Consider the following 12,894-nt stretch of genomic DNA (forward strand, 5'->3'; position numbering starts at 1 on the left):
CAGTTTGATCCAAATTTTTCAGATGACTTGAGCATAGCAAAATAAGCGCAATTGACTTATAGCTTTTAGCAATCAGGTGATTGCTGGAACTTTGTATGATTATGGGAAAAATACCAAATTGGCTTGAAAATGGCGTGAAAACCATCACATCATGTAGCAAAGCAGACATCATTGTGAATAAGGCTGAATGTGAACGAAAACGCACGTGACAATATTGAAAAGATTTTAGCCCATATGACCACTTTGCCGGGGGTTTACCGGATGCTGGGTAAAGATGGCGAGCTGCTGTATGTCGGTAAAGCCAAAAATCTAAAAAACCGTGTGTCGAGTTATTTCGTTAAAACCATCGAGCATCCGAAAACACAGGCTTTGGTGGCACGGATTTATGATATTGAAACGCTAGTAGTCCGTTCCGAAACTGAAGCCTTATTGCTTGAACAAAACCTGATTAAACTGCATCGTCCACCGTATAACATCATGCTGCGCGATGATAAATCTTACGTTTATATCTTTGTTTCCAGTGATAAGCCTTATCCGCGTATTGCGGCCGGTCGTGGCAAAGGTAAGCATCAGGTCGGCAAGTTTTTTGGACCGTATCCAAGTGCCTATAATGCCCGGGATACCTTGGTGGTGCTGCAAAAACTGTTTAATGTGCGCCAATGTGAAAATAGCTATTTTGCCCAGCGTAAACGCCCGTGTTTGCAGTATCAGATTAAACGCTGTACCGCGCCTTGTGTCGGCTTAATTTCGCCTGAAGATTATCAGGAAGATGTTAAAAATTCGATTCACTTTTTACAGGGCGATACCAAAGAGCTGAATCAGGAACTGATTGCCAAAATGGAAGCAGCTGCAGAAGCTTTGGAATTTGAAAAAGCGGTCTTTTACCGTGACAGGATGGCATTGCTTCGCGATGTGCAATCACAACAGGCGATTTATAAACTCAAGGGTGAGGCCGATATTCTGGCGATTGCTTATCATGCCGGGGTGACCTGCGTGCAAATCATGCATGTGCGTAATGGCAAAATGCTCGGCGGTAAAAGCTATTTTCCCGATATGCAGGGCGATGATCTGGGGCAAATGCTGTCGGATTTCATGGCGAACTTTTATTTTCAGGTGGCCGATGAAGTACCTGCCGAACTGATTGTGAATGTCGAGATTCCCGATCGCAAAGAATTGGAACAGGCGCTACAACAGGAATTCGCCAAGAAAGTGCAGATCAAGCACAATGTGCGGGAAACCCGTGCTGAGTGGTTAGAGCTGGCCAATATGAATGTACAGCATGCCATTAAAGGGCAGCTGGCCAATCATTTTGAGCTGAATGAACGCTTTCATCAGTTAGAGCAAGTGGTCGGGCGTCCGATTGACCGGATTGAATGTTTTGATATCTCGCATACCATGGGTGAAGCCACGATTGCTTCCTGTGTGGTATTTGATACGGGCGGTGCACGTAAACGTGATTATCGCCAGTTTTCCATTGAAGATATTACCGGCGGGGATGACTATGCAGCCATGCGCCAAGCGCTGACTCGTCGCTATAAAAAAGCCATGTTGCCCGATTTACTGCTGATTGATGGCGGTAAAGGGCAGTTGCATATGGCGATGCAAGTGATGCAAGATCTCGGACTAGATGCCTTTATGGTGGGGGTATCCAAAGGTGAGGGGCGTAAGCCTGGTCTAGAAACCTTGCATTTTACTGATGGCACAAAAATCCAGTTGCCTGAGGACCATAAAGCGCTGCATCTGATTCAACAAGTGCGTGATGAAGCGCATCGTTTTGCCATTACCAAGCATCGCGCTAAACGCGACAAGAAACGTGGTTCCTCTGTACTGGAAGTGATTCCGGGTCTTGGCCCTAAACGTCGCCGTGATTTACTGACCCATTTTGGTGGCATACAAGGGGTGCTGAAAGCTTCGGAAAATGAATTAAAACTGGTTCCCGGTTTGGGTGATGTCATGGCAAGAACGATTTATAAAGTTTTGCATGAATAAATTCAGGAAAATTGGCCAAAGTGCTCACTGACGCAGCAGTCATTGATCATTCACAACAGTTAAAAATAAGTGAAAGATAGAGCAAATTAAAAACTCCAAAGGACTACGGATGTCACTGCGCCAATTATTTACCGCAATTGAACAGGATGAATGGGTCGATATTCCCCAAGGTTGGCTGCAAGGACGCACTATTTATGGTGGTCTGGTCGCAGGGATGATGATGCAAAAGGCATTGGTGACGATTGCTGATCCCTCAAAATGCTTGTTAAGCACCAGTGTGACTTTTGTCGGTCCAGTGCAAATGGCGCCAGTTCGATTAAGTGCTGAAATCTTGCGTCAAGGCAAGTCTGTCACCACTGTTGAAGTGCGGCTCTGGCAGGACGATGCCGTGCAAAGCATCTTGATTGCCAGTTTTGGTACGCATCGTCAGTCGGCTATTTCAGTGCAACAGCAACGACTTGCACCTGAATTTCCAATGCCTGAACAGTTGAAAATTGCACAACATCATCCTTTAGCACCGGAATGCTTTGGGCAGATGGACTTGGTCTGGGTGGATGGTCAATATCCATGTACCGCTAGTGAAAAGCCTGATTTTAGTGGCTGGATGCGTTTTAATCCCACGTTGCATGAGAACAGGGAAATGACCGTGGCTGATTTGATGGTGGCATTTGATATGTGGCCACCGGGGGTATTGCCGATGTTTAAAACCTTCGCACCCGCCAGTTCACTGACCTGGCACGTGACTTATGTTCACCCTTTGAATAATCATGTGCAAGATTGGTTTAAATATAAAGTATTTACCGATTATGCAGCAGAAGGGTATTCCACTGAATATGCTCATCTTTGGGATGCCGAGAATCGACTGATTGCGATTTCCAGACAGACAGTTACCGTGTTTGCCTAGTGACACTTTATAGCAATTCGTATAAAGTGAGTCTGAATTAACGATGAATCCATCCTCAAAATATGTGTGGTTTTTCATTGTACATACAGGGGAAAAATTGGCGGTGTCTATGACTACAGGTCGCATCCTGAATATTCCAAATATCTTGACTTTGGCGCGTATAGCTTTAATACCTGTCTTTTTGTTGGTGGCTTATTGGCCGCCTGCAGTTGGTGTTGCTGAGCAAGACAGTAACATGACTCGTCACATTATTTTAACGGCGATTTTTGTCGTTGCTGCGGTAACCGATTGGTTCGATGGTTATTTGGCTCGTTCACTTAATCAAACCTCGGCATTTGGTCGTTTTCTTGACCCTGTAGCCGATAAACTGATGGTCGCAGCTGCGTTAATTGTTTTGGTGCAATGGCAACCAAGTATGTCCATGGCATTTGCAGCGATTGTGATTATTTCACGTGAAATTACCGTATCGGCTTTACGTGAGTGGATGGCTGAATTAGGGGCACGTACCAGTGTTGCGGTATCCACCGTCGGTAAATATAAGACGGCGTTTCAGATGATTGCGATTTCAGTGTTTTTACTGAACTGGCAACCACTTGATACTTTAGCTTATCTTTTACTGTATACCGCGGTGATTCTGACATTGTGGTCCATGTTTATTTATTTGAAAGCTGCATGGCCATATTTAAAACAGCCCTAAATTAGATTTAAAAATTAAGTAAAAGCACCCTTTTTAGGGTGTTTTTTTTTGATCTTACTTTTAGGGGATTTCAAAATCTGAACACAAAAAAAATCCTAGATTTTGGGGGAAACCTAGGATTGAAATCGGGTATATTTATAGTTTTTATAAGATGTTTAACCATCTTCTTGAAACTGATTATAGGAGAATGAATTCTATGAATCATGTAGGTTATTGTATTGTAATGTAGAGTTTTATTGAGAAATGTAGCTTTGCTTTACAGTTATTTCTAGATGTAAAAAGTCGCATTTCAAAAGCCCTTAATAAAGGGGACTCTTTGCAGATTAAAGCTTGCGCACGCTTTCGGTGCTTGTGTTGCAGGAAAAAGGTAATGCCCTAGTTTTCATTCGAAGCATAGCGTCTCATCTTGTTGCTGAATATATTCCTCAGGGTGGAGCAGTGCTTCCAAAAATAAAAAAAGGAGCCTTTAAAAGACTCCTTTATTACATTAGAAACTACGCGCTTCGCTTATCTTATGTGATTTTTAGATTAGCTTAAAAAAGAAACCCCAAAAATATAGAAATTCTTTTAAAAGCGTACGCGAAGCATAACTTATTGTTTTGAGTAAAAAAGAAAAGAAGTGCTAAGAATAAAAAAGAGCCTCAAAAGAGACTCTTTTCAGACTAAAGCCTACGCGCACCTTCGGTGTTTGTTTTGCGTAAAAAAGAAAGCAGTGCTCTATCTAATTACGCTCAGGCACAGCCTTCGCCTTGCGTTCGGGTGGAGCAGTGCTCCACTGATCCTCACTCAGGCTTCAGCCCTTCAGCTTTTTCTAGTGACTCATCGTTACTAAAGAATTTTTCACGCTGTTCTTCAAGAAACTTTTTCGCATCCGGTTCAAACACGTTTAAACGCTTTTCATTGATCAACGTAGTTTGGTGTTTAAGCCATTCTTGCCAAGCTTGTTTAGACACGCTGTCAAACAATTCTTGACCTTTTGCACCTGGGAAAGGTGCAAAATCTAGACCTTCCATATCGGCTTGATACTTACGGCAAAATACTTGTCGAGACATATCATCCTTCCTTAAGCGTAAAGTTTTTCTAAGCGCGTGTAGGCACGAGCAATGGCTGCTTCGACTTGCGCAGGTGCAGTACCGCCAATGTGGTTACGTGCATTGACAGATGCTTCAAGAGTCAATGCTTTTTCGAACACGTCCGCTTGGATCAAGTTAGAGAACTGTTGCAGTTGTTCAAGTGTCAGTTCAGACAAGTCTTTAGCTTCTTGAACACCCAATGCAACCGCTTTACCGACAATTTCATGTGCATCACGGAAAGCCACGCCATTTTTAACCAGGTAATCGGCAAGATCGGTTGCAGTCGAGAAACCACGAAGTGCTGCTTCTCGCATGATTTCGATATTTGGAACCAATGCAGGAATCATGTCGGCAAAGGCCATCAATGAACCACGAACGGTATCAATTGCATCAAATAATGGTTCTTTGTCTTCTTGGTTGTCTTTGTTATATGCCAATGGTTGACCTTTCATCAGCGTTAATAAGCTCATTAAGTCACCATAAACACGCCCGGTTTTACCACGAATCAATTCTGGAACATCCGGGTTTTTCTTCTGCGGCATAATTGAAGAACCGGTGCAGAAACGATCTGGAATATTCACAAACTTGAACTGCGCAGAAGTCCAAAGAATCATTTCTTCAGACATACGTGATAAATGCATCATAATTAAAGACGCAGCAGCATTGAATTCAATACCGAAATCACGGTCAGACACTGCATCCAGCGAGTTTTCGCAAACCGCTTCAAAGCCTAAAAGCTGTGCTGTGTATTCACGTTCGATTGGGTAAGTTGTACCTGCCAAAGCAGCAGAACCTAATGGTAGACGATTCACACGTTTACGGCAGTCAATTAAGCGCTCAGAATCACGTACCAGCATTTCAAACCACGCCATCAAATGGTGACCGAAAGTCACAGGCTGAGCCGTTTGCAGATGAGTGAAGCCTGGCATAATCGTAGTGGTATTTTTAGCAGCTAAACCTAAAATACCTTTTTGTAATTTTTCCAGTAATTTTAGAATAGCATCAATTTCGTCACGTACATATAAACGAATATCGGTTGCAACCTGGTCGTTACGACTGCGACCAGTATGTAATTTTTTACCGGTGATGCCAATACGCTGAGTCAGACGAGACTCAATGTTCATGTGGACATCTTCCAGATCAACGCGCCATTCAAAGTTACCCGATTCAATATCAGCTTGAATCGCAGTCAAACCAGTGATGATATCGTCACGTTCTTGCTCGGTAAGTACGCCAACTTTTGCAAGCATGGTTGCATGTGCAATAGAGCCTGCAATATCTTGTTTATAAAAGCGTTGGTCAAATTGTACAGATGCTGTAAATTCAGCAACAAAAGCGTCCGTCGCTTCAGAGAAACGACCGCCCCACATACCCGAAGTTTGGGTTTGTGACGGATTTGAGGAATTAGAAGATGTGGTCATGTCGGCTCAATAGGATAAAAAGCATTAGAACTAAAAACAGTATAACAAATTCAGGTTCACTTGCCGAAGGACAAGACGAGCAAAGTTTTGCTGATACACAGGGAAATAAACCATACACTTATTTTTTTACGAAAATAGGGCGTTGGCAACATTTAATCGAATTATTTATTGCCAGTAATATTTTGGCGATGATTTTAGCTTTGGCAGAAGCACAATCCTGGACGGCCTTAAGTGTAGGGCGTTTATTGCAGTATATGTTGTTCATCAACTGGGTTTTGCTGGCTTTTGTCGCATTGGTTGAGCTGTTTCAGAAAAAAATTCAGCATTTAAGTTTTGGGCAAGTCTTATCTGTCGGCTTCATTCTGTTGCAAATGATTGTTTTATTGACCACCATCGTGCTGAATGGTTTGATTTATTTTGGACAAAATTTTCAAATCCATAATTTAAATCTTGATGTTTTACTGGATGGAGTGTTGCTGCATCTCAGTTATGGCGTGCTGATCGGGACCTTCTGTTTCCGTTATCTGTATTTACGCGAGCAATGGGCACGCCAGCAAAATAGTGAATTACATGCACGTATTCAGGCCATGCAAGCGCGAATTCATCCGCATTTTCTGTTTAACAGTTTAAATACGGTAATCAGTTTAATTACCATTGATCCGGATAAAGCAGAGCAAATGTTACTGAATTTATCACGGCTATTTCGTGCGAGTTTTAAAGAACTTAAACTGGTTCGCTTAAAAGATGAAATTGAATTATGTCAGCATTATTTGGCCATTGAGCAGATGCGTTTGGGGGATCGTTTAAGCGTAGAGTGGAAATATGACGATGAAGTTCTATTTTCTCAGATACAAATTCCGTTATTAACTTTACAACCTTTAGTGGAAAATAGTATTTTTCATGGAGTTGAAAAATTTTTAACAAAGAGTACGATAAGCATATTGGTTGAAATATTGCAAAATCAAGTCAATATAGTCATTACTAACCCCCATACACAGGATAAAATAAATATACGACAAGGAAATGGTATTGCAGTTGAAAATGTGAAACAGCGTCTAGAGGCTTATTATGGACGGACTGTGATCTTTCAGACATATGCGGGAAAGGGAATATTTACCACAGTTGTGCAATATCGATATAAATAAAAAATCATAGTTAACCTATAAAAAAAATCATGGTAACTGTGAAAGGAGGAAAAATGGACATCCTGATTTGTGATGATGAACCTCTCGCTGTAGAGCGCTTATCACGTTTAGTCACACAACTGGGACATCAAGTGGTTGCAACCGCAACTCATGGTCAACAGGCGATTGATATGGTTCAGTTTTATGAGCCAGATGTCGTGTTGTTAGATATTCAAATGCCTGAAATGGATGGTTTAAGCTGTGCCCAGCATTTGCGTCAGCTAGAACCTATGCCCGCGATTATTTTTTGTACTGCTTATGATGAACATGCTTTGGATGCATTTAAGTCGCATGCAGAAGGCTATCTATTAAAACCGGTGATGCAGCAAGAATTACAACAGGTTTTAGATCATTTAACCAAACTGACTCAAGCACAAATGAGCACTTTAAAACAAAAAGAAGATATGAACGAAATCAATATAAAACGCCATCAAATTGTGGCGAAAACCTACCGTGGGGTAGAGCTGGTTCCTGTAGAAAATATTTATTATTTTTTAGCAGATCAAAAATATGTCACGGTACGCCATAAAAATGGCAGTGTACTGATTGATGAAACTTTAAAAGACCTGGAAAATGAATTTGGCGACCAATTTGTTAGAATTCATCGTAATGCCTTGGTTTCAGTGCATTTTCTAGACGGACTTGAAGTGATTAGTTCGGGGCAGTACCAGGTGCGTTGTCGTGAATTGGAGGAGCGCCTGGCGGTCAGCCGACGTCATTTACCCAATTTAAGAGAACGAATACAAAAAATGTAAATCTCTTTTCATGATTTTGGTGACAACAACTGTGCAAATTCACTTGCATTTTCAAGTCAGCACGTTAAGTTTAGAATAACGTACTTACATTGACTGTTTCTAAAATTTATGAAGATTTTGAAGATTGCAACTCGACAAAGCCCACTTGCCTTATGGCAGGCTGAACATATTCGTGCCCGTTTAGAGGCATTGCATGCTGATCTTAAAGTTGAGTTGGTAACCTTCGTGACTCAGGGTGACAAAATCCTGGATACGCCTTTGGCAAAAATTGGTGGTAAAGGTTTATTTGTTAAAGAGTTAGAAGCAGCATTGCTGGATGGTCGTGCAGATTTGGCTGTTCATTCGATGAAAGATGTACCTATGGCTTTGCCTGAAGGTTTGAGCTTGCCGGTGATTTGTGAACGTGAAGATCCTCTGGATGCTTTTGTCTCCAATACCTATCACAGTTTTGATGAATTACCACAGGGTGCAAAAGTCGGGACTTCAAGCCTACGCCGTAAATCCCAGATTTTAAAACAACGTCCTGATTTAAATATTATTGATTTGCGCGGTAATGTCGGAACGCGTTTATCGAAACTGGATTCAGGTTTGTACGATGCCATTATTTTGGCGAGTGCGGGTTTAAAACGCTTGGGTTTGGCTGAACGTATTCGCCATACCCTGCAACCTGGAATTAGTTTGCCAGCAGTTGGACAGGGCGCACTCGGCTTGGAATGTCGTGCGACAGACCAAGCGGTACTTGATCTTATTTTACCGCTTTTACATGATGAAACCGATGTTTGTGTTCGTGCAGAACGCGCTTTCAATGCCTATTTAGAAGGCGGTTGCCAAGTACCAATTGCAGGATATGCCACTTTAAATCAAGGGCAACTCCATATAGAAGGCCGTGTGGGGAGTGTAGATGGTTTAACCCTGTTAAAAGTTGAACTCAGTGGCACTCCAGAACAAGCTGAACAGTTGGGGGTGAGTCTCGCACAGCAATTGCTGGAACAAGGCGCGGGTGATTTGCTTAAAGCTCTCTATTAATATGCTGTTTATTAATACCCGTCCTCAAGATCGTGCGGAAAAATTGAGTCATACCTTACGTATGGCTCAAGTTCCTGTTTTGGATTTACCTTTACTGGAATTGGTGGCTCGACCTTGGTCAGTGGCATTATCTGAGTTGTATCAGCAGTTGCTGTCTGCTCAGGTGATCGTGGTGGTGAGTCCGACTGCGGTTCAAATAGGCATGGATTATTTTAAACAAGCCTCGATTAACTTAAATCAGCTTCGGCAGATCCAGTGGATTGCGGTAGGTGAAACTACGGCGCAAGCTTTAGCGACTTATGGAATTGCTGCTGAAGTGCCTTTGGTTGAAACATCAGAAGGGATGTTGCAACTTCCAATGCTTAAAAGCATGAATGCTGGAACGTGCACCGCTTTTTGGCGTGGTGAGGGGGGGCGTCCATTTATGATGGATCAGTTAAAACAGCAAGGCATGCATATTTTAAATTTTATTTTGTATGAGCGCCGTTGTCCTTTACTCACTCAGCAGAATCTTCCCGATATATTGCCTTTATTGGAACAAGAACCAGAGTATGCAATGGTGGTGAGCAGTGAAGCGAGCTGGCTAAACTGGATTAAGTTGATGCAAGGTCAAGAAGCGATTATTGAAAAAGGGCATTACTTTGTTCTCGGTGAGCGCTTGTATCAAGTTGTTTCGGATTATAAAAAAAATCAATTAGCATGTTTTAATATCACGCGATTACCTGATTTAAAAACAGATTCAATTTTGCAGCAGATTGTTGTTGTGCAAGGGAACACATGAAGAAAATTCTCATTTTATTACTCATTTTAAGTTTGCTCTGGATTATAAAATTAAGTTATGAGGTATTTAATATCTCTGCACAACAAACAGAATTAAGCAGCAGCCTGCATCGTATTGAACAAAGCAATGCAAATTTAAATGATCAACTTGTGGCTTTGCAGCGTCATGTGAATGCTGAGGGTGGGGTAGTAGTGCAAGGTGCTCAAGCAGAACATGATTTAAAAACCATCGAAGCATCAAGCATTGATCCAATTGTAGTGATTAAACAGCAGCTGGATTTGATTGAATTTATGCTGAAACAGCAAAAATTAAATGAAGCCTTAGATAAGTTAATGTATTTAGATCGCAATTTGGAGCAATATGCTTTAGCAGCTTCACTGAAGCAAAGTTTGCATCAGGTGATTTTAAAAGATCAGCAGGTGATTCAGCAGTTTGCAAGTGCCCGAGTAGCGCAGCAGACAAAAGTGGATGATTTAATACACCAACTGGATCAAGCACTAACCCAAGAAATAAATACGCCACAATTAAGTTCAAGCCAACCCCAAAGTAAATATTTTTGGCAGCGCTGGCTGGTGATTGAGCCTGCAAAACAACCTGCCGTCGCTTTAATGCAACGTCCATTGATTTTAAAAGAGGCACAGCTCCGATTATTATTGGCGCATCAGGCTTTACAGCAAGGTCAATATTTAGAATATCAAGAATCGCTGACTGAAATTATCCAATTGTTAAATCAAATACCGGATAAGAAATCACGCCAACTGATTCAGAATATCCAAAAAATAAAAGGATTTACTGTTGTTCCGACGCCAAGTTTAAATACGCGTGCATTATTGGGGTGATGAATCAATGAAACAGGTTTTACTTGCCTATGCTTTTATCAGCTTGATTATAATCGCCGGATTAAGTGTTTTAAGTTATGGTTATGGTGCAGGTTATGTTTATTTATATTGGCGTGAATGGCAAATTCAAACCAACATCTGGGTCATTTTTATTTTTCTGGCCTGCCTGAGCTTAATGATTCAATTGCTATGGTTGGCGATCAAGCGTTATTTAACCCGAGAACAAAGAAAGCTAGAAACTGTTTTTAATTTTAAAAATTTACATCCCTATGAACAGTTGGCCGTGGTGTGGTTATTAGAGGCAGCTAAAGACCAGCATGAATTTATTCGAGGGGTATTTTCACAATCGGGTTTATTAAAAGGCATTATTGCTTCGCGATTGTATTGGATGCAGCAGCAATATCCACAAGCGCTTGCAATCTTAAATCAAAGCAATGCCATGGCATTTGAATTGGCTGAAATCCAACGCATTGAAATCTATCTGGCTCAAAATGATGGAGAGCAAGCCTTAACACATCTTGAGTTTTTAAATCAGCATGAGCTTTCACCGTGGTTAAAGGATGTCAAAAGTGCCTATGATTTACGCTTAACAGCGCTATGGGGGAAGTTTGCCCTTCAATTTCCATGGGTGTATTTGCGTTCGACAAAATATGGTCATTTAGGCACCGAAACCAAACAGGAATGGTTGCAACAGTTATTGCTTGATTTTGATCAAGCTGATGTTGAGGATTTGGAAAATTTACAACAACGTTATTTAGACTTGCAAGATCAAATTTATAGTCGCAATTATGAGATAAAAACTTTATGGTTAAAGCTGTTATCTCGTATGCCAGAAATGAGTCGGCAACATGAAGACTTGGCATTACATTTGTTAGATGAGCAGTTTAATCAAGACGTTTTTTATTTATGGTTTCAACAGCAATTATTGAAACAAAACCCTGATTATTTAAGGGTTGAGCAACGAATTGACTATTGGGAAAATAAATATCCTTCTTTGCCGGTGTTTACCTTTGCAAAATGGCATATATACGATGCAACCGCACGTTATGCTGAAGCGGATAAATTGCTTGAACTATACCCAGATAATGTAATGATGAATTATTTAAGAATTAAATCTACTTTAAAAGGTCAGGATGATTTAATTAAGCAGTTAAATTTAATATTTGAAAATAATGCAAATTTTGTTGAAATAAAAATATGAGGCCAAATAAATGTTAACCCTGTCGGATTATCCTGTTATTTATGAGCAGTCAGTCGCTTGGGGTGATATGGATGCCTTTGGGCATGTAAATAACGTCATGTATTATCGTTATATTGAAAGTGCTCGCATTCGTTATATGGATGAACTTAATATTTTTCAACAAGATGTTTATACGGTGGTTGCATCAAATCAGTGCAAATATATTCGTCCGGTATTTTATCCAGACCAGCTTGAAATTGGTGTACGTGTTGAGGAAATGCGTAATAGTGCACTGCGTATGAGTTATTTATTATGGAGTGAGGCACAACAAACGGTAGTTGCATTGAGTGAAGCGGTCATCGTTTGTGTAAATAAAGAAAATATGAATAAAACTGAAATACCTGCTGTGATTCGAGAAAAAGTGACTGAAATTGAGATGATCATAAATCATTAAATTTAAAACTATTAAAAAAGGTTTCATAAATAAATATAGAGATATATAAATGTGTGAAATCCTTTTAAATATTGTTATTTATTTAAATTTTTGTATTGAATATTTTAGATAATAAAAATATTATGATCGAGTTTGAATAAATAATATATAAAATCTATTCTTGGGAGTTAATATGATGCCGGACATTAGTAATTTATCTGTTGAAGAGTTAAAGCGTCTACAAATTGAAGCTGAAGCATTAATTGCTTCTAAAAAAGATCAAGCTGTTGAAGATGCTTATCAGCAAATTTTAGAGATTGCAGATAAAGTAGGTTTGACGATTGAACAAATCTTGGAGTTTGGTGCAACTAAACGCAAAAAAAGCACACGTAAATCTGTAGAGCCACGTTACCGTAGTAAAAACAATCCATCTGAGACTTGGACGGGTCGCGGTAAACAGCCACGTTGGTTGGTTGCTGAACTGGAAAGCGGTGCAAAACTGGAAGACTTCCTCATCTGATTTTAGAATTCATTAGATTGTCATCCAGTTGGATTAGGCTAAAAAAACCAAGCATATATGCTTGGTTTTTTTATATCTTTGAATTGGCGTTG

General features: G+C 40.5%; 13 protein-coding genes. 11 read left to right on the forward strand and 2 right to left on the reverse strand.

What is annotated here, in order from left to right; genetic code table 11:
• The first annotated feature begins 189 nt into the window (after positions 1 to 189).
• From uvrC to pgsA, 3 genes are all read left to right on the forward strand, one after another.
• Complete coding sequence (gene uvrC, locus HLH16_RS03390; protein ID WP_171528254.1) at positions 190 to 1,989, forward strand: excinuclease ABC subunit UvrC; 1,800 nt, start codon at positions 190 to 192, stop codon at positions 1,987 to 1,989.
• 109 nt (positions 1,990 to 2,098) lie between these two features.
• Positions 2,099 to 2,893: a thioesterase family protein gene (locus HLH16_RS03395; RefSeq protein ID WP_171528255.1), complete on the forward strand. Its 795-nt coding sequence runs from the start codon at positions 2,099 to 2,101 to the stop codon at positions 2,891 to 2,893.
• A gap of 109 nt (positions 2,894 to 3,002) precedes the next feature.
• Positions 3,003 to 3,590 (forward strand): CDP-diacylglycerol--glycerol-3-phosphate 3-phosphatidyltransferase, encoded by a 588-nt coding sequence (gene pgsA / locus HLH16_RS03400; protein WP_131290674.1) that lies wholly within the window; start codon positions 3,003 to 3,005, stop codon positions 3,588 to 3,590.
• Positions 3,591 to 4,372: 782 nt separating this feature from the next.
• Here pgsA and HLH16_RS03405 read toward each other — a convergent pair.
• Both HLH16_RS03405 and argH read right to left on the reverse strand, forming a co-directional pair.
• On the reverse strand, positions 4,373 to 4,642 hold the full coding sequence (locus tag HLH16_RS03405; protein WP_171528256.1) for an oxidative damage protection protein: 270 nt from the start codon (positions 4,640 to 4,642) through the stop codon (positions 4,373 to 4,375).
• Between the two features lie 11 nt (positions 4,643 to 4,653).
• On the reverse strand, positions 4,654 to 6,084 hold the full coding sequence (gene argH / locus HLH16_RS03410) for an argininosuccinate lyase (protein ID WP_171528257.1): 1,431 nt from the start codon (positions 6,082 to 6,084) through the stop codon (positions 4,654 to 4,656).
• Between argH and HLH16_RS03415 the strand changes: the two genes are divergently transcribed.
• The 8 genes from HLH16_RS03415 (at position 6,075) to HLH16_RS03450 (ending at position 12,802) form a co-directional block, all read left to right on the forward strand.
• Positions 6,075 to 7,229 (forward strand): sensor histidine kinase, encoded by a 1,155-nt coding sequence (locus HLH16_RS03415; RefSeq protein WP_171528258.1) that lies wholly within the window; start codon positions 6,075 to 6,077, stop codon positions 7,227 to 7,229. The genes argH and HLH16_RS03415 overlap by 10 nt on opposite strands.
• A 53-nt stretch (positions 7,230 to 7,282) precedes the next feature.
• Positions 7,283 to 8,023 (forward strand): LytR/AlgR family response regulator transcription factor, encoded by a 741-nt coding sequence (locus tag HLH16_RS03420; RefSeq protein WP_171528259.1) that lies wholly within the window; start codon positions 7,283 to 7,285, stop codon positions 8,021 to 8,023.
• Between the two features lie 108 nt (positions 8,024 to 8,131).
• Positions 8,132 to 9,049 carry a hydroxymethylbilane synthase gene (gene hemC / locus HLH16_RS03425; RefSeq protein WP_171528260.1) on the forward strand — a complete coding sequence of 306 codons (918 nt, stop codon included), beginning with the start codon at positions 8,132 to 8,134 and terminating at the stop codon, positions 9,047 to 9,049.
• 1 nt (position 9,050) lies between these two features.
• Positions 9,051 to 9,830 carry a uroporphyrinogen-III synthase gene (locus HLH16_RS03430; RefSeq protein WP_171528261.1) on the forward strand — a complete coding sequence of 260 codons (780 nt, stop codon included), beginning with the start codon at positions 9,051 to 9,053 and terminating at the stop codon, positions 9,828 to 9,830.
• Positions 9,827 to 10,669 carry a hypothetical protein gene (locus HLH16_RS03435; protein WP_171528262.1) on the forward strand — a complete coding sequence of 281 codons (843 nt, stop codon included), beginning with the start codon at positions 9,827 to 9,829 and terminating at the stop codon, positions 10,667 to 10,669. The genes HLH16_RS03430 and HLH16_RS03435 overlap by 4 nt, the downstream gene beginning before the upstream one ends.
• A 7-nt stretch (positions 10,670 to 10,676) precedes the next feature.
• Positions 10,677 to 11,870: a heme biosynthesis protein HemY gene (locus tag HLH16_RS03440; RefSeq protein WP_171528263.1), complete on the forward strand. Its 1,194-nt coding sequence runs from the start codon at positions 10,677 to 10,679 to the stop codon at positions 11,868 to 11,870.
• Positions 11,871 to 11,880: 10 nt separating this feature from the next.
• The gene (locus tag HLH16_RS03445; RefSeq protein ID WP_171528264.1) at positions 11,881 to 12,303 is read left to right on the forward strand and encodes an acyl-CoA thioesterase; all 423 of its coding nucleotides are present in this window, start codon (positions 11,881 to 11,883) and stop codon (positions 12,301 to 12,303) included.
• A gap of 172 nt (positions 12,304 to 12,475) precedes the next feature.
• A complete protein-coding gene (locus tag HLH16_RS03450) occupies positions 12,476 to 12,802 on the forward strand; it encodes an H-NS histone family protein (RefSeq protein WP_171528265.1) in 327 nt (108 codons plus the stop codon).
• The last annotated feature ends 92 nt before the right edge of the window (positions 12,803 to 12,894 follow it).

Origin of the sequence: Acinetobacter sp. ANC 5378, from assembly GCF_013004315.1 — a bacterium.
Classification (GTDB): domain Bacteria; phylum Pseudomonadota; class Gammaproteobacteria; order Pseudomonadales; family Moraxellaceae; genus Acinetobacter.